Source organism: Candidatus Ancaeobacter aquaticus, from assembly GCA_030765405.1.
Classification (GTDB): Bacteria; Auribacterota; Ancaeobacteria; order Ancaeobacterales; family Ancaeobacteraceae; genus Ancaeobacter; species Ancaeobacter aquaticus.
Genome location: JAVCCP010000028.1, coordinates 51,522 through 68,957 on the forward strand (window position 1 = coordinate 51,522; position 17,436 = coordinate 68,957).

15 protein-coding genes are annotated in these 17,436 nt (G+C 38.1%); 9 read left to right on the plus strand and 6 right to left on the minus strand.

Going from position 1 to position 17,436, the window contains the following annotated elements; all coding sequences use genetic code 11:
- Positions 1–21: 21 nt before the first annotated feature.
- The 5 genes from P9M13_03165 to P9M13_03185 form a co-directional block, all read right to left on the minus strand.
- Positions 22–1,620: a glycosyltransferase family 39 protein gene (locus tag P9M13_03165; protein ID MDP8262286.1), complete on the minus strand. Its 1,599-nt coding sequence runs from the start codon at positions 1,618–1,620 to the stop codon at positions 22–24.
- A complete protein-coding gene (locus tag P9M13_03170; protein ID MDP8262287.1) occupies positions 1,604–1,888 on the minus strand; it encodes a lipid-A-disaccharide synthase N-terminal domain-containing protein in 285 nt (94 codons plus the stop codon). Before P9M13_03170 ends, P9M13_03165 begins: the two co-directional genes overlap by 17 nt.
- 87 nt (positions 1,889–1,975) lie before the next feature.
- Positions 1,976–2,683 (minus strand): glycosyltransferase family 2 protein, encoded by a 708-nt coding sequence (locus P9M13_03175; protein ID MDP8262288.1) that lies wholly within the window; start codon positions 2,681–2,683, stop codon positions 1,976–1,978.
- A gap of 1 nt (position 2,684) precedes the next feature.
- Positions 2,685–3,758 (minus strand): LptF/LptG family permease, encoded by a 1,074-nt coding sequence (locus tag P9M13_03180; GenBank protein MDP8262289.1) that lies wholly within the window; start codon positions 3,756–3,758, stop codon positions 2,685–2,687.
- 168 nt (positions 3,759–3,926) lie between these two features.
- The gene (locus tag P9M13_03185) at positions 3,927–5,051 is read right to left on the minus strand and encodes an LptF/LptG family permease (GenBank protein MDP8262290.1); all 1,125 of its coding nucleotides are present in this window, start codon (positions 5,049–5,051) and stop codon (positions 3,927–3,929) included.
- Between the two features lie 215 nt (positions 5,052–5,266).
- Between P9M13_03185 and P9M13_03190 the strand changes: the two genes are divergently transcribed.
- From P9M13_03190 to P9M13_03210, 5 genes are all read left to right on the plus strand, one after another.
- Positions 5,267–6,208, plus strand: a complete 942-nt coding sequence (locus P9M13_03190; GenBank protein MDP8262291.1) for a CPBP family intramembrane metalloprotease — start codon at positions 5,267–5,269, stop codon at positions 6,206–6,208.
- Positions 6,209–6,988: a ComF family protein gene (locus tag P9M13_03195; GenBank protein MDP8262292.1), complete on the plus strand. Its 780-nt coding sequence runs from the start codon at positions 6,209–6,211 to the stop codon at positions 6,986–6,988. It begins immediately after the preceding gene.
- Positions 6,989–7,130: 142 nt separating this feature from the next.
- Positions 7,131–8,678, plus strand: a complete 1,548-nt coding sequence (locus tag P9M13_03200; protein ID MDP8262293.1) for an alginate export family protein — start codon at positions 7,131–7,133, stop codon at positions 8,676–8,678.
- 141 nt (positions 8,679–8,819) lie between these two features.
- The gene (locus tag P9M13_03205; GenBank protein MDP8262294.1) at positions 8,820–9,821 is read left to right on the plus strand and encodes a FecR family protein; all 1,002 of its coding nucleotides are present in this window, start codon (positions 8,820–8,822) and stop codon (positions 9,819–9,821) included.
- A 108-nt stretch (positions 9,822–9,929) separates the two neighbouring features.
- The gene (locus P9M13_03210) at positions 9,930–11,813 is read left to right on the plus strand and encodes an adenylate/guanylate cyclase domain-containing protein (GenBank protein ID MDP8262295.1); all 1,884 of its coding nucleotides are present in this window, start codon (positions 9,930–9,932) and stop codon (positions 11,811–11,813) included.
- Between the two features lie 54 nt (positions 11,814–11,867).
- Here the strand turns inward: P9M13_03210 and P9M13_03215 are convergent, their stop codons facing one another.
- Entirely contained in the window at positions 11,868–12,095 is a 228-nt protein-coding gene (locus P9M13_03215; protein MDP8262296.1) for a hypothetical protein, read from the minus strand.
- Positions 12,096–12,260: 165 nt separating this feature from the next.
- Here P9M13_03215 and P9M13_03220 point away from each other — a divergent pair, with 165 nt between their 5' ends.
- From P9M13_03220 to P9M13_03235, 4 genes are read left to right on the plus strand one after another with little or no spacing between them, the layout of a single operon-like run.
- Positions 12,261–13,967, plus strand: a complete 1,707-nt coding sequence (locus P9M13_03220; GenBank protein MDP8262297.1) for a D-aminoacylase — start codon at positions 12,261–12,263, stop codon at positions 13,965–13,967.
- A 17-nt stretch (positions 13,968–13,984) separates the two neighbouring features.
- Entirely contained in the window at positions 13,985–15,601 is a 1,617-nt protein-coding gene (locus P9M13_03225) for an ABC transporter substrate-binding protein (protein MDP8262298.1), read from the plus strand.
- Between the two features lie 10 nt (positions 15,602–15,611).
- Positions 15,612–16,535 carry an ABC transporter permease gene (locus P9M13_03230; GenBank protein MDP8262299.1) on the plus strand — a complete coding sequence of 308 codons (924 nt, stop codon included), beginning with the start codon at positions 15,612–15,614 and terminating at the stop codon, positions 16,533–16,535.
- Between the two features lies 1 nt (position 16,536).
- The gene (locus P9M13_03235; GenBank protein MDP8262300.1) at positions 16,537–17,412 is read left to right on the plus strand and encodes an ABC transporter permease; all 876 of its coding nucleotides are present in this window, start codon (positions 16,537–16,539) and stop codon (positions 17,410–17,412) included.
- Positions 17,413–17,436 lie beyond the last annotated feature (24 nt).

Here is a 17,436-nt window from a genome sequence, read left to right on the forward strand (position 1 = left end):
CAAAAAGAAACCGGAAAGAATTTATCTTTCCGGTTTCTTTTTGTTTGTAACAAGCAGTGTATCTCCGTATTGATCGATTAGAGAAAGTGTTTTCCGTGTTTCTTTTGGCAGATCCTTAAAGTGATCAATGTCTATCAATAGGTAGCAATTCTTACGGGTGTTGAGGTGCTCTATCAGCTTGTTAGCCTCGTGCATTAAGACGATAGGGTGTTTCGTATAGAAAACGGTGCTGTATCGTTTAGGGCCATAACTGATAACGGTATCTTTCTCGTCTAATTTCTGTGCCAATTTCATGGCAAGAGGTTTTGCGCTTCTTCGCTTCTCGATAATGGGAAGAACAAGATGTTGCAGTGACAGTACAATGATGCACGTAATAGCACATACTGAGAGAAACAATACCCGCGGTTTCTTTATGATATACAATAGGGTCGCCGCTAATGATAAAATAATAGCTGAACAATTATAAAAAATCAGCTGTATATGATAATTAGGATATTTTTGTAAGAGTGATGGTAATAAAAATAAAGAGACAACAGTGCTTATGACTAACAATGCGGCAGGGATACCGAGTGCAATATGCTGCCTTTTTTGTTTGTTGCCAAATATGTCCCACCAAAAATATGCCATGATGATAGCAAGGATCGGGTATAACGGGAGGACATAGGTAGCGACTTTAGCTGAGCATAAGGAAAAGAAAACAAATACAGTCGATACCCATACAATAAGAAACTTTTTATGTGCAGTATGTTCTTTTTTTATGTATGTCATTAATGCAAATGGAAGATAGAGTGCCCAGGGAGCAAAGCCGGTTGCAATAACGAGAAAAAAGAAATACCAGGGTTCCTTATGCACATGTATTCCTCCTCCCATATAACGTCCGATAGTTTCCCGGTAGAGAAGATCTAGAGAATTGTCAAAACCAAAGCGAGCATATGCGGCATAATACCAGGGAATATTGATAAGAACAAATACAAGTAGAAATTTCCAAGAGAGTAATTTTTTTAGCTCAGACGTGTTTTTAATCAATATAAGGTAGAGAGTGGGGGGTGCGATAAAGAGAATTATCCCCACAGGACCTTTTAGGAGAAATGCACATGATGCTGCAAAGTAAGCAATATAGTAAAAGAACATTTTTCGTGTTGTTGATGAATATCCCAGCCAAAAAGTTCCAAGTGCTAAAGTAACAAAGAATGCAAAGCTCATATCTATGATGGCCAGTCGTGAAAGAATAAGGTATTGGGGGGCTGAAGCAAGAATCAATCCTGCAAGAAAACCAACAGTGCGGTTATATATGTGTCGGGCAAAAAAGTAGACAAAAAGAATGCCGAGTAGAGCACACAGCGCTGAAGGAAAACGAGCCCCGAACTCATTAATTCCCATGCTTTTATATGATAACACGATAAACCAGTAAAATAAAATGGGCTTGTTGAGGCGTACGGTATCGTTAAGATGAGGGACAATGTAGTCGTTTCTTTCGATCATTTCGCGTGCGGATTCAGCGTACCGTGATTCATCCATGTCTATCAGGTTGCTTGATCCGAGCTTATAAAAAAACAGAAAACCGGTTATTGCAACGAGAAGAACGAGAAAAAGAATATCTTTTTTATTGAGTTTCGTCATCGTTAGCAGATCTTTTGTGTTGGTGTATAAGAACAAGGTTTCTTGTGTAGACTATAAGTCCCATGCCTTGCCCGATAATGAATACCGGATCTTTTCTATGTATAGCATAAACAAGAAGCAATGTGCCGCCAATAAGGCTGAGATACCAGAAATAAATCGGTATAACGCTTTGCTTTTTTTTCTCGGAATAGATCCATTGGGTAAAGAAACGCATAAAAAAGCAAAATTGTGCAAAAAATCCAAGTATAATCCAATAGTTTATTGTCATAGTTCTCCATTTTGTGTGAGTGCAAAAATGACTTCCGCGAAATGTTATGGGTGCCTTTATAGGCTTGCCGGAGGCATTTATGTCAGGTTATTGTATCTCTTTTGCAGTATAATGCAACGAATACTTTTTCATCCATGTTACAGCCAAAAGATCAATGAAAGGTTTTATCGCTCTTTTTCTTGTATTGTATTTTGACTGGCCGCGCGTACGGGGCCGGTGATTGACCGGAATCTCTACAACTTTTTTCCCCTCAATTTTTACTAGAGTGGGAAGAAAGCGGTGCATGCCATGATAAAGCGTTATGTTTTCAAGCGCTTCCTTGCGAAAGAGCTTAAGCGAGCATCCCGTATCGTGGACATTTTCACAGCTGATTTTGTTTCGGACATAGTTAGCGATACGTGATGATATTCTTTTCGACAGAGGATCTTTTCTTTGAGTGCGCCACCCTATTACCGCGTCATTATCTTCTAAGGCATTGAGCATACGCGGGATGTCCTGTGGATCATTTTGATTGTCTCCATCAATAGTGATAATGAGTGATCCGTGCGCATTTTTAATGCCGCAATCAAATGCGGCACTTTGCCCGCAATTTTCTTTCAGGGTTATGATGCGTGCTTTAGGGTCTTTTTTTTTCAGTTCACAGATGATTTTTTGTGAGTTGTCAGTCGAGCCGTCATCAATAAAAATAAGTTCATAATCAGAATGCATTGCAGTGAGTACGTGTGTGAGGTCATGATACAAAACCGGAATGCTTTCTTCTTCATTATATATAGGGATAACAACAGAGATATCCATATTAATTTAATTTCCTCATAAACACTAATCCTAAAGAAAGAAAAAACAGGTTCGGGAGCCATGCGCCAAGCCATGTTGGTAGAAGATCTTGTTTTCCTAGGGCGAGGCTTACGATCGAGAGCCCATAATATGAGACAAATATTACCATGCATGTACCCACGCCGATTAAAAGGCCGCCCTTGACTGTTCTTAACCCGAATGCAAGGCCAATTACCATGACTATCAGACTAACAAACGGTACGGCCAGTTTATGATAGAAATCTACCTCTTCTTCTATGTATATTTTTGAATCTTTCGGGACGACTTGCAAGTGGTTGTATAATTCGAGTATATTCATAAACATCGTTTCCTTGAGACTGTTTTTCAGGTCTTCGGGCATCTCAGAAAATTCAAAGGAAATATCTTCGGGTTTCTCTTTTTCTCGGGGACCATCCAGAAGCGGTCTGTAGTGCTCAACACGTGGGCCAATAAATTGCCATCCATTATCATAAAAAAGTTCTTTTACTGTAATTTTTGTTGTTACGGTACCGTTATCGTCAAATAACCTGATCTCAAAATCTGTCATTTTATCAGTGTTAAGATCGATAGTTCCTACCCATGATCGTTTCGTCTTTACGTTGTAAAATGCAACAATTTTAGGGGCATCCTCTTCGGATGTCTTTTTGAACTTCTCAGTTTCAATACGATATATTTTGTACATTGATTGAGGTACAAACATTTCACCAATAACAAATGAAGTAAGAGATATAAACAGTGCACATATGATAAAGGGAGTTATGAGCCTCAGGTTGCTGATGCCGCATGCACGCATTCCTGTTATTTCGTTTGAGCGCTGAAGGTTTCCCAGTTCATACAATATAGCCATTAATGTAGCTATAGGCATGGTGTTGACTACCATAATAGGAAATAAATGTCCATAATAAGCAAAAAGGGTAGAAAAACTTATTTCTTTTTGGATAAATGTTTCGAGGTTTATAGAAAGATCATAAATAACGCTTAATATAAAGAATGTTACTAAGCAGTATATAAAAGGTAATAAGAAATTTTTAATAAGGTATTTATCAATTATTTTCATAAATATGTTCCGATATTAATATGCGTAAAAAAATTCATTATAGTGAGTTTATGAGGACAATGAAAGCATTATTTCTAGCGTATAGCGCATAGCGTTTAGAATTTAGCGCTTAGTTTTTGCTTTATTTTTTTACTATACGCTACGTGCTAAACGCTATATGCTAGGAGACTATGTCCGTGACACTCTGTATATGAGATAGATGCCGACAATAGACAGAATAATATTCGGTGATTGCATGATAACGGCTGGATAAAACTGAGGGAGTTCTTCTAACGCATTTGCAAGAAGAGTGAACCCATAGTGAACTAATACAAGTAAAAGTGCGATAGCCACACCAATAGACTTTTCTTTACGATGAGATTTTATTCCCAGCGGTATTCCTATTAAGGTAAAGGCAAGACATGCAAGTGCAAAGGATAACCGCTCTTGTATTCTTGTTTCAAGAAATGATATTCTTTTACGTATGATTTTTTTTTCATCTGGTGTTGCCTTCTTGAGTTTTTCTTTAAACAGCATTTTCTCTCCGACGAGCTCTTTAGTGGTTTTATCTTTCGTTGATTTTTTAAGCCGGGATATGTCTGTCATCTCAGAATTGCCAAGGGAAACGATATATGCGGAGAAATTTCCATGGATAGTGTGTCCGGATGACGAGTCCGGTTCTTCAAGAGCGCCATTATAGAGTTTCAGCGTAAGTTCGTGGGTTTCCAGATCTGTTACGAGTTCACCGCTGTTTGCTTTAATAAAATTAATGGTGTTATTTGGTTTGATTTCGTGGATAACTATGTCGGTGAACTTATTTCTCTCTTTTTCTCCGATATAAATGAGGTATGGAGGAAACTCATCGATAAATGTACCTGATTTTATTAAATTAGCGGGGTTTTTTACCCCAATCTGTGCTTTGAGCTTTTTGAGGTTAAAGTGACAGTATGGCTGCGCATAATTATTAAGGTATATACAGGCGATACTCAAGAGTATTGCGATTGATATGACAGGAAAAACGATTCTTGCCATTCTGATGCCGCTTGAACGCATTGCGGTAAGTTCGTTATCAACGGATAGTTTACCAAAGGTAATGAGAACAGATGTCAAAAGTGCCATGGCAATCGAATGTGTGAGAATTGAGGGAATAATATATAGCATGAACTTAAAAATGACGATGAGGCCGACACCACGAACAATAAATTCGACTAAACGGAGAATATTGCCGAGAAAAAGCACTAAAGTAAAAACAATGAGCGCAAAGAAAAATGAAGTAAGTATTTCTTTTGTGACATAATTATGAAGTATTCTCATTGATATATAATACCTATGTCAGTTTTAAAATCTACCATTTTTGTATTCGAGTATTGTTGTCAGGCTTCTATTATATACGATAAATGAGATTAATCCATTGTTTATTCAGCGTTTAGCGTTTAGCGGGTAGCGTATAGTTAAAAGAAAATCAAAAACTATCAGCTAATCTTTAAAAGTATATTGACATAAAGTATCTAAAAGGATAATTTAAAAAAATGAGACCATCTTTATTAATAGTATTTATACTTGGCGCAGTCCTTTTTATAAGTGCTATCATCACTCCGTTTATCCATGCAGGTATTGAACTTATCTTAGATCTGTTTCCCTCATTATATTCGCTCTCAGAATTTGATTACGATAGAGTGATGAGCCGTATTATGCTTGTTATTGCGGTGATACTCTTTGTTGTGTATAGAAAACGGCTATTTTCTCCGGATATATGGAGCCGTTGGTTTCCAAAAAATGTTCACGGGAAGCGGGATTTCTTTGTGGGAGTAGTAATCGCTGCCCTCTCACTGATTGTTCTTATTGCCCTTACCCTAGCTATCGGATTTCGAAAGATTGATATTTCCAGTTTTACTTATATTAAATGTATAAAGGTTTTTGTGCAGGCTATAATGAGCGCATTAGTGGTTTCATTAATTGAGGAAGTGTTTTTTAGGGGGTTTGTCCTGCAAACACTATTAAATGATATGAAGAAATTTTTTGCTGTATTAGTAACAAGTTTTTTCTACGCAATTGTCCATTTTACAAAGATTGAGGATCATCCCCATTTTGAGTTTATGGATATGCTCTCGGGATTCAAATCCCTTTTACTTATGGTTGAGCCGTTAAGTCATCCGGCACAGTTTGTTCCTGAATGTATCGGTCTCTTTTTTGTGGGCATTATATTAGCGTATTGCGCGCTTTGGACAAGAAGCCTGTACCTTTCAATCGGACTTCATGTAGGCTGGATATTTATCCTGAAAATAGATGGGTTATTTGTCACTGTCAATCAAGGATGGAATTATAAGTTTTATGGCACTGATAAAATGGTTGATGGGTATTTAAGCTGGATTATTCTGGGTGTCGTATTTATTGTTGTCACACTAGTGTATATGCCCCGGAAGAAAAAAGAAATCCCGTTAGATGTTTCTGATAGCACACCCGTGCACTGAATGAAAAACATTTTTGATAATAAACGCATTGTAAATGCTATGAGACTTATAAAAATAGCTCAGGACTACGGTAAATCATTTCTTGATATATTCTATCCACGCCATTGTTTATTATGTTCAGATCCACTCTCTTTCGGAGAGGAATTAATCTGCCCCACCTGTTCACGTGCAGTTATCTTTACAAAAGATCCATTCTGCAAGAAATGCGCGCGTCCCCTTGTTGTTAGTGTCGGAGGGCGTGATGGATGTTATACCTGTAAAAGTGAAAAACTACCTTTTGAACAATTGATAGCGCTCGGTATATATGAAGGAGATTTAAAGAAATGTATACACGCATTAAAGTTTGAGAAAAAAGAATATATTAGCAAGTGGTTTAGCGACGCATTGGTTTCTTTTATAGAGTCTTATTCTATAAATATTCGTAATTACGATTGTATTGTTCCCGTACCGATGCATCCATTGAGAAAAAAGGAGAGGGGTTTTAATCAGGCCGAGCTCATTGCTCGTTCACTGAGTAAGAAATTGCAGATTCCATACGCTAGAGGAGTTTTGAAAAGGGTGAAAATAGGGGAAGTGCAAAGTGGTCTCAATAAGAAAAAAAGACAGCAAAATGTAGAAGATGCATTTGTTGTCACAAGCCCGGATGTCATTAAAAATAACACTGTTTTATTGGTAGATGATATTTACACAACGGGCGCAACGGTACAGTCAGCAGCAAGATTATTAAGGGTAAACGGTGCTCGAAAAGTAAGTGTATGTGTGCTTGCACGGGGTGTGTAATACGAGTAAAATATTTTTGTTTTGTATTTTTAAATTAGTGCTTGACAAAGAGTGTAACTATGGTAAACTTTCACCAATTTTAAACTAGTGGAAAAGTGTATATAACTATCTTTTTGAAATGTTGAGAAAGGAGAAAGCTTAGATGATGAAACGAGCACTCTTGTTATGTGGTATTGCTTTATTGTTTTTGGTTGCTTTAACGACGGTAAATAAAGGCACAGCGCTTGCCGCTACAGCGCTAAACCCTTCAGTTGAACAAGAAGAACATCTGACCTATAAAGATGTGAACTATCTTGATCTTTTATGGGGTAAAGGGTATGCCATACCGTATCATTTAAAAAGATTCAATTTTTATGATCTCTTCGTAGATTGGGGCGGTTCAACAGCGACGCTCCTAAGATTCGATTTCAATAAAGATAAAAACAGACAAAAAAAAGATACAGTGCGGGACATTCAAAGATTACTTTTATATGTCTACGCCAATGTTCGGTATCAGAATTGGTTTCGTTACTATGTGAAATTTAGAAATATTTATCATGGACATGATTATTATCCGGACGATAATAAATTTGTCGGCCCTGATGTAGACCAGATGTACGGTGAATTTTTGTTTGAACCGTTCAATCTTGTCGTTGGCCGCCAGTTTCATAAAGTTGGTAGAGGGCACGTCTATAGAAATAACTTCGATGCTATTAAACTGATGTATTCTGACGATTTTATGGATATCGACATGTATATCGGTAAAGTGCTTGGTGATAATCAGGATCCGTACATTCCGAATAATCAACAGAACAAGTATCCAATCGGTATTACCGCGACATATAAAGAGTTTATGAAACACCTGTTTCAAGGCTATATCGTTGGTGTTATGGATCGCAGTGATGACCAGCTCTATTATAGAAACTCAAATTATAAGCCGGTATATTTTGGTACATACGGTATCGGAAGATTTGATATTAATAAATATAAGATCAGAAGCTTGACCTATTACTTTGAAACCGTAAAGACCATCGGTACAAGTAGTGTTTCTGACTTTTCGCCAGCTGCAAACAGATATGATAGTGAAACAATTGACACATTCTTATTAGATCTCGGTGCAATCATCAGAATTGATCATCCGTGGAAGCCTGAAATTGAAAACGAATTTGTATGGGGTTCTGGAGATGGTACGGTTCCGCTGTATGGCGATATTCAGATTCACCCTTCATCAGCGACGGTTGATCAAGTTGCGCAGGGGGCCCCTGGTTTTGTAGGAGTTCCGACATTGTATAAGAATCAAAGAGGTAATGTCTCCAGTATTCTTCGTGGTAACCCTAAGGGTTCTAAAGATCAAAACTGGAGAGGAATCGATGGATACGTCAATTATGGTGTTGCGTTAAACCCGATCGTCTCCAATATGCTGATATATAAGTTTGGGGCAAAGCTCTATCCAATTAAGAGACTTACCATTGATATTAACAGTTATGCTTATTGGAAACAGCATGCTGATGGAGCTATATCTGATTATGCGGCGATTTTACCTGGCCGTACATTTATAGGTAATGAAATTGACATCGGTTTTATGTATGATCTGACCCGGTATTCACGTGCAACATTTGTGTATGGCCATTTCTTTACGGGTAATGTGTATCCGAATAATGCTCATACAGATGAAGATTTTCTACAGCTTGTATATCAATACGTATTTTAAATTGCTGCAAAATTGCGACATATGTTCCGTAGTGGAGCATTTGTGAGAGTTAAAGATAATGTTTCAGGGCTAAAAAGTTGGTATGGTTTATGCATATAGTAGAGATGACGCTTAACCAAATACGGAAGGGGGCGATCCAATATGAAAAGTAAATTTAAAATAGCGGTAGCAGCAATAGCGGTATTAATTTCGACGATTATGATTACGTCATTTGTGATAGCACAGAACGACAGTATCAGAATTGTTGGACTTGATGGTCTTGTTGATGTCAAGAAAGCGGGATCTTCTGACTGGGTTTCTGCACAAATCGGCATGGATTTAACGACAGGAGATTCTGTTAGATCTACTATAGGTTCTTATGCAGATCTTCAGTTTAAGGACGGTGGAGTGATACGTGTTGATGAAGAATCAAATATGCTTATCGAAGATCTGTCTACCGACACAAAAGAAGTTTCCTTTATGTTTTTCATGAAAAAGCCGGTAAAATCACAGAAGACAAAGTTGAAGATGCTTAAAGGTGGCATCATGGCAAGTCTAAAGACACAGCCAACAAGCCAATCCACATTCCACGTTGAAACACCAAAAGGTATAGCTGGTGTACGCGGAACAAACTGGGAAGTGGCAGAAGGTATGTTGGTATGTATGCAAGGTACAGTATATTGGTTTCCGAAAGACCCTAATGCTTCTCAAGATTTTGTACAGAATATCGCAAATAATTTAAAAAAGTGGTTTAAGGATAAATTTGGCGGCAGTGATACTTCAACTTTCCCTGATAGCGTACCAGAAGGTTTTGTGGCTACTATTGGGTCTGATGGAACGTTTTTGGGTTTTACAACTGCCAGTGACGGTATGGTCGCTATTATGAGTGATTTTGGTCAAAAGTACAGGGGGGTTACCACACTTTCATCGAATCCTCAGAAAGCGTTGGAAGGGATAAAAGATTCTACAACACAGACTGTTTCGCAACAAGAGTCTGATGATTATTTTATTGGAGAAACAATTGCTGATAATGGTATGGGTCATACACAAGGTGGCCCTGGTAGTACTGGTAGTATAAGTAGTACTTCTGGTGTAGTTCGTGGAGATGCTACATCAGACCCTATTGATCAGGAAGAAGAAGCAAATCCGTCGCACATTCCTTGATCATATGTAACAGTATAAAAACAATAAAAAAGCCTTGCGGCATATCCGCAGGGCTTTTTTTTGCAGTACATGGTTGCTGTATTTAATTTAAAGTGAGAGAATATTTATATGAAATCTAAGGCAAAAGGGTTATTACGTTTTTTTATCAGTTTCGAGTTATTGATCAGTATTTGTATTGCGATAATCATTTCAGCTATATGTCTTTTGGGGTATCTCGACAGATTTGAACTTACAACTGTTGATATGAGATTTAAGATCAGAGGCACAATCCCATCGACAAAAGAAGTTGTTTTTGTTGATATGGCTGAAGACAGTATCCGAAATATCGGTAGATGGCCATGGTCACGAGAATGGCACGCTACAATAATTTCAGTTTTATCGCAGTATAACCCTGAAGCAATCTCATTTGATGTTCTTTTTACTGAGCCGAGCTCTAAAGAAAATGATGATGCTATGGCAGATGCAATGAAAGAGGCTGGAAGCGTCTACTTACCTTTTTTGGTTGAATATGATAAAGAAAAAGTCAAAGGGGTGCTTAATCCTATTCCACTTTTTAAAGAGTCGAGTAAAGGCACCGGATTTCTTGATGTTATACCCGATAAAGATGGTGTTGTACGTCGTGTACCGCTCGTTATAAAACATGGAGATAAGTATTATAGGCATTTTTCATTTCAGATAGTTTGTGATTATCTTAAAGTAAAAGACGAAGATATAATAATTGAGCCGGGAAAACGTATTCTCCTTAAAAATTCTGCAAGAGGCGATATTGAAATACCTATTGATGATAAGTGCCAGATGATCATTAACTGGGCCGGCAAATGGGTGGATACCTTTACCCATTATTCATATTATGAAACATTACTTGCGTATAAGCAGTCATTAGAAAATCAAAAACCGATGATTGATCTTGATACGTATAAAGGAAAGCTCTGTTTTATTGGTCTTACCGCTATCGGACTTAATGATACAAAACCGATGCCGTTTGAAACGCTGTATCCTATGGTTGGTATTCATGGAAATATCATAAATAGTATTATAGGTAAAACGTTTATGCGAGAGACATCACCTGTAGTTAACTGTATAATAATTTTTGGTATCTGTATTCTCACGGGACTAATCGTGTATCTTGTACGGCCATTTTTTGGTGGTATGTTATCAGGAGTGGTGTTATGCATGTACTTGGGTACGGTCTTTTATTTCTTTAAAGAACAGGGCTATATCGTAAATATTGTTGGCCCTGCTCTTGGTGTTTTGAATACCTATCTCATTGTTGTTATCTATAAATATATTACAGAAGAAAAACAGAAAAAATGGATCAAAAATGCGTTTTCACATTACTTATCACCGGTACTCATCGATCAGATTATTGCTAACCCTGATGCATTAGCCCTTGGCGGTGTGCGTCGTGAGCTTACGGTACTTTTTTCAGATATAAGAAGTTTTACTACATATTGTGAAAGTCATACGGCCGAAGAGGTAGTGGCAATATTAAATGAGTATCTTGACGCGATGGTAAAAGTCACCATTAAATATAACGGAACTATTGATAAGTTTGTCGGAGACGAAATTATGGCGGTATATGGTTCTCCTCTTTGGGTAGAACCAAAAATACAGGCAAAAGATGCGGTGACTACCGCAATCGAAATGATCAAGCGATTAAATGAACTGCATGAACAATGGGCTACTGAAGGGAGAAAACCCCTCTCTATTGGTGTCGGTGTTAATACCGGCGAAATGATTACCGGGAACATGGGGTCAACCGAGATCTTTGACTATACGGTTATTGGAGATAATGTAAATGTCGGTGCGCGAGTAGAAGCGCTTACACGTAATTATGATACCGATATTATTATTACCGAATCAACATACGATCTGGTTAAAGATGAAAACTTTGCATTAAGAGAATTAGATTCAATCGTGGTAAAAGGAAAAACAAAACCGGTTAAGATCTTCTCTGTTGATGGATATAAAGATGATACAAAAAACAAGTGATCAAGTTTTATAAAAAACTGATCACTTGTTTTAGGGGTTAACTGATTTCTTTATTTAGTATGAATGCATGTTAAGGAAATAATTAAACGGATTATCGTTTTCTTCTCGATATGTTTCCGTAATATTATCCAGTTTTTTCAAAAGATCATACAGCTCATCATCATCTGCATGCTGCATTGAAACATCGAAATCATTAAAGAGCGCGTCATCAATAATTTCATTTTCAATTATTTTTTCCTCGAATATTTCACCCTCTTTTACTTTATTAGTTTTTCTTTTCATGTATGCCTCCTTTTTTCTGATCTATTAGAGCAAGGTTTGTGCCAACTCTTAAAATGACAAATAGGTGCCGGTTGTAAGACGTTGCTAGGCAATGGTATAGATGCTGTAAAAATATTACATCAAGCACATATGCTGGGTGTTTAGCCATATAAAGTACGTACAAAAATGTTTGCGAACATTTCTGTTTACATTATTGAACAGCTCATTTATAGTGAAAAAGGAACGACGGACGTATGGTGTGGGCAGTATTATGGAGTAGATAGTTATCGGATAATAATTGCATTTGGTGGGGACATGTTTGATAGCACAATACTGGGTGGAACAGTATACGACGGGACACTTGATTCCGGTCGTATATGTGATGTTGGGATAAAAGACGGCAAGATAAGCGTTATTGGTGACCTTAAAGATAATCCAACAAAACAAGCAGTGAATGCCAATGGATATATTGTTACTCCAGGATTTATTGATATTCATTCACATTCTGATTTTTCCGTTCTCGTTGATCAAAATGCCAAGAGCAAGATTACTCAAGGTGTCACAACAGAAGTTATCGGTAATTGCGGTATGTCTGCAGCGCCGCTCATAGATGAATGCAAAAGCCATATTGAAGATTTATATCAAGAGTATGGTATTGATTTTAATTGGTCCAGTCTCAATGAGTATCGCGCGCGATGCGAAGAAAAAGGTATTATTCATAATCTTGTTCCTTTGATCGGCCAGGGCAATATACGGGCTTCAGTTATTGGGTATAGTGATAGGTCTCCTACCAGTGAAGAAATATTACGAATGAAGACACTTCTTAAAAACGGTATGGATGAGGGTGGATTTGGTCTTTCTACAGGACTTATTTATCCTCCGGGGATGTATGCATCATCAAAAGAGCTTACCCAGCTTGCAAGCGTGCTTTCTCAATATGATGGCATCTACACCAGTCATATGCGAAGTGAGGGAGATAATCTCATAGAAGCAATAAAAGAGGCAATACAGGTTGGTGAAAAAAATGGCTTGCGTGTTCAAATATCTCATTTAAAAACAAATGGTGTTCAAAACTGGCATAAGTTGGAGGAAGCATTTACTGTTATTGAAGATGCTCGCAAACGGGGTGTGGATGTATCTGCTGACCGGTATCCTTATACTGCTTCATGCACTGACCTTGATACAATATTGCCAAAACGGTTTTATGCTGGTGGAAAAGATGCAGAACTCAAGCGTCTCAGAGATAAAAAAGAGAGTGCCTTATTGGAAAATGAATTATCCTCTGCCGGTAACGAGTATTGGAAGAAGGTTATGGTGTCATATGTTGGCTCACAGAAAAACAAGTGTTACCAAGGATTGTTTTTGAGTGATATTGCAATAAAGAGAAATACGAGTCCGGTAACGGCACTTGTAGATTTGCTTGTTGAAGAAGAATTAAAAGCCAGTGGTATTTTCTTTTCGATGAGTGAGAATAATCTGCCGATAATTTTGAAGAAGCCCTATGTTATGATTGCTTCAGACGCATCATCGAGAAAAACAAGCGGAGTGTTATCAAAGGGGTCTCCTCATCCGAGAGCGTACGGAACGTTTCCTAAAATATTTCATGAATATGTTGGTAATAATACACTGTCTTTTGAGGAAGCCGTTCATAAAATGACTCTTATGCCTGCTGCGAAAATGGGCCTGACCGGCAGAGGTGAAATTAAAGAAGGCGCGCATGCTGATATTGTTATTATCGATCCTGCTTCTATAAAAGATAATGCGACCTATGAAAATCCGCACCAGTATTCTGAGGGTATTACCATGGTAATTGTTAGCGGAGATATTGTTTTTGATAACGGACATTTTACAGGAAAACTTCCCGGTAAAGTGCTTTCAAAAAATAAGCAATAAAGAAACTAAAAGGATATATGGCAGATTTTGTGACCCCTAAATGTAAAAAAATTCTACTCACTTGTGTTTGTTTTCTTTTTCTTACAGGATGTGGCGCCAGAAGAACAGATTATGGAACGATTAAGCTGGCGATACCTGAAAACCCCACGACATTAGATCCGGCACTTATTGTTGATGTTCTTGGTGGAGGTATTTCCGCAAAGATTTTTAACGGTTTGGTGCGGGCAGATAAAGATTTACATGTTGTGGGCGATATAGCCAGCTCGTGGGATATTAGTTCCGATGGAAAACGGTATACATTCACGTTAAGAGATGATGTGTTTTTCCATAATGGGAGGCGACTAACCCCGTTAGATGTTAAGTATTCATTTGAAAGAGTACTTAACCCTGAGACAGGGAGCGCCCGGAAATGGATATTTAATAATATTGTGGGTGTAGATGCATTTACTAAGGGTGAAAAAGATTCGGTAACGGGGATCAAAGTTGTAAATAAAAATACTCTTCAGATTGAGTTGAGTGATTCATTTGGCCCTTTTTTATGGCTTCTTACCATGCCGAATGCCTATATAGTGCCGAAAGAAGAGGTACACCGGTTAGGGGAAGAATTTTCCCGCCGTCCGATAGGAACGGGCCCTTTTATGCTAAAAGAATGGAAGCAGGATTATGAAATTGTGCTTGAAGCACATACGCGTTATTTTGATAATAAACCAAAGATGAAAGGAATAGAATATAGAATCATTCCTGATGAGTTCTCTTCACTTGCAGAATTTGAAAATGGTAATTTGGATATTGTTTCTATTCCGCGAGCGGAGTATAAGACCATTTTAAATGATCAGTCAAAGAAAGAAAATATTTTCTCATGTGCTGGATTAAATACATATTATTTGGGGTTTAATTGTTCACGGCATCCATTCAATAATAAAATTGTAAGACAAGCGGTGAATTACGCTATTGATAGAGAAAAAATAGCGCGTAATCTTCTTGATGACAGGGTCAATTGTGCACGATCAGTCTTGCCGCCCCAGTTAGATGGTGGAGAGTATCCGCAGTGCGGATATCCATATGATCCCCAAAAGGCTAGAGATCTATTACGAGAAGCTGGTATTTCCGGTGAGCTTACGATAACATTATATCAAAACAGAACAAAAGAAGCGGCTCATATTACTGAGGTCGTGCAACATTACTTAAAAGCGGTAGGTATTAATGCTGTCATTATAGAACGAGAATGGAGTTCATTCAAAGAAACGGTCATTAATGGTGAGCCTGACATGTTTTTATTGTCGTGGTGGGCAGATTATCCTGATGCAGAAAATTTTTTCTTCCCAAATTTTCATTCATTGAATCATGGTGCGGGTGGAAACAAAACACGTTTTGATGATGCTCGTATTGATGCGCTTATTAGGGAAGCGCAAAAAACGATAGATGCCGAGAAAAGAAAAGAGCTGTACGTCCAGCTCAATAAAGAAATATTTGAAGAAGCGCCCTGGGTATTTTTGTGGCATAAGGGGGAATATGTTCTTACGCAACCGTGGGTCAAAGGATATACTCTTTACCCGATATATAACTCCGATAAGGGGACAGATATCTGGATAGATGTAAAAAAGATATCAGCAAAAAAAAGCTATATTAAGTAGGAAGTGGACTATGGAATATATCGTTAAAAGAATAGGTGTTGCACTTTTTTCCATTGTGGGAATACTTGTTATCACCTTTATTTTAATGAAGAGCGTTCCGGGTGATCCCGTCTATGGGATGATTGGACAGCATGCCGGGCCGGAAGTAATCGAACAGTACAGAAAAAAATTAGGTGTGGACGAAAATTATCTTACACAGTTTTTTCAGTATGTTGGTCTTGTAGCAAAAGGTGATCTTGGAAAGTCATATTATACGCAGTATCCTGTTTCGAGGTCTATTATGGAAAAGCTTCCAAATACCTTAAAACTTGCTTCAGCAGCAATGGCTTTTGCTGTGCTTTTGGGTGTATGTATAGGAATTATCGCAGCGTATTTTAAAAACAGCGCTATTGATCGCGCGATAACGCTTTTTTCTTCAGTTGGTATCTCAATACCGATTTTCTGGTTTGGATTAATACTTATTTTTATTTTTGCGTATACGTTTAAAATATTGCCGCCTTCCGGTATGGGGCATGGTCAATTGATCTATATTATTCTTCCGGCGGTAACTCTGGGAAGTAGATCGTTAGCCTTTATAGCTCGTGTGACACGCTCAAGCATGATAGAGGTGTTACATGAAAACTATATTACCAGTGCGCGGGCAAAAGGAATATCAGAAATCAGAGTGGTTCTACGTCATGGTCTGCGTAACGCAATTATTCCTGTTATAACACTCATTGGGATAGATTTCGCGAGTTATTTGAATGGATCGGTACTTACAGAAACAATATTTGGCTGGGACGGGCTTGGCCGTTTTGCGATGAGCGCTATTTTTAAAAGAGATTATCCCGTGATATTAGGTACCGTGCTTTTCGGTGCGGTTATTTTTGTTAGTATGAATTTTATTATAGATATCCTCTATAAAGTATGTAACCCGAAAATAAAGTTAAAATAACATGAGTTTATTTATTACATCACAAATAGTTCCTGCTATAAAAAATAATAAGGTGGCACTTATTTCTTTTTGGTGTATGGTCGGATTTATTGTTGTAGCTATTTTTGCTCCCTTCATTGTTCCGTATGATCCCAATGCAATAAATTTAGATTGTGTGAAATTGGCACCCAGTATGAAACATTGGTGTGGAACAGATATGCTGGGAAGAGACATATTGAGCCGTATTATTCTGGGTAGTCGCATATCACTTTTGGTTGGGTTTTCAGCGACGGTGATATCTCTGACCATCGGCTTTTCCCTCGGTCTTATCGGCGGCTTTTATGGAGGAAAGATAGATCGCATAATAATAGGGTTAACAGATATTACGCTGGCTTTTCCCGGGTTACTCTTAGCGATAGGTATTACTGCCGTTTTTAATGGAGGAATCTTTACCATATGCATGGCGCTGTCACTTGTGGGATGGGCAAGTTTCGCACGTATTGTGAGGGGTGAAGTGATCTCAATGAAAGAAAAAGAGTATGTTGAGGCGGGCTATGCTGTTGGGTGTTCGCATTTGCGAGTGATTATTACTCATGTTATTCCAAATATTGTGTCCGTCGTGATAGTTGTTGCGATGATGAAAATGGGTACGTTTATTTTAAGTGAGGCATCCTTGAGTTTTCTCGGTCTCGGGGTTCCGCCGCCAACACCTTCTTGGGGTGCTATGATCAATGATGGAATTGAGTATATGAGAAACTGTCCGTGGATGACGGTGTTTCCCGGTCTTGCATTGCTTGTAGCAGTGCTGTCATTTAATCTTATTGGCGATATGCTGCGGGATTTCTTTGACCCGAAACAATCGTCAAACAGAAAACTTCAGGTAGCGGGGAATGAATAAAAAAGGGGACTGTCCCCTTTTTTA

Bases quoted from the DNA above. Each gene is read 5' to 3' on its own strand.
- P9M13_03215 (MDP8262296.1), bottom strand. From the start codon at position 12,095: ATGAAAAGAAAAACTAATAAAGTAAAAGAGGGTGAAATATTCGAGGAA.
- P9M13_03165 (MDP8262286.1), bottom strand. From the start codon at position 1,620: ATGACGAAACTCAATAAAAAAGATATTCTTTTTCTCGTTCTTCTCGTT.
- P9M13_03185 (MDP8262290.1), bottom strand. From the start codon at position 5,051: ATGAGAATACTTCATAATTATGTCACAAAAGAAATACTTACTTCATTT.
- P9M13_03220 (MDP8262297.1), top strand. From the start codon at position 12,261: ATGTTTGCGAACATTTCTGTTTACATTATTGAACAGCTCATTTATAGT.
- P9M13_03210 (MDP8262295.1), top strand. From the start codon at position 9,930: ATGAAATCTAAGGCAAAAGGGTTATTACGTTTTTTTATCAGTTTCGAG.
- P9M13_03195 (MDP8262292.1), top strand. From the start codon at position 6,209: ATGAAAAACATTTTTGATAATAAACGCATTGTAAATGCTATGAGACTT.
- P9M13_03230 (MDP8262299.1), top strand. From the start codon at position 15,612: ATGGAATATATCGTTAAAAGAATAGGTGTTGCACTTTTTTCCATTGTG.
- P9M13_03235 (MDP8262300.1), top strand. From the start codon at position 16,537: ATGAGTTTATTTATTACATCACAAATAGTTCCTGCTATAAAAAATAAT.
- P9M13_03225 (MDP8262298.1), top strand. From the start codon at position 13,985: ATGGCAGATTTTGTGACCCCTAAATGTAAAAAAATTCTACTCACTTGT.
- P9M13_03190 (MDP8262291.1), top strand. From the start codon at position 5,267: ATGAGACCATCTTTATTAATAGTATTTATACTTGGCGCAGTCCTTTTT.
- P9M13_03175 (MDP8262288.1), bottom strand. From the start codon at position 2,683: ATGGATATCTCTGTTGTTATCCCTATATATAATGAAGAAGAAAGCATT.
- P9M13_03180 (MDP8262289.1), bottom strand. From the start codon at position 3,758: ATGAAAATAATTGATAAATACCTTATTAAAAATTTCTTATTACCTTTT.
- P9M13_03205 (MDP8262294.1), top strand. From the start codon at position 8,820: ATGAAAAGTAAATTTAAAATAGCGGTAGCAGCAATAGCGGTATTAATT.
- P9M13_03200 (MDP8262293.1), top strand. From the start codon at position 7,131: ATGATGAAACGAGCACTCTTGTTATGTGGTATTGCTTTATTGTTTTTG.
- P9M13_03170 (MDP8262287.1), bottom strand. From the start codon at position 1,888: ATGACAATAAACTATTGGATTATACTTGGATTTTTTGCACAATTTTGC.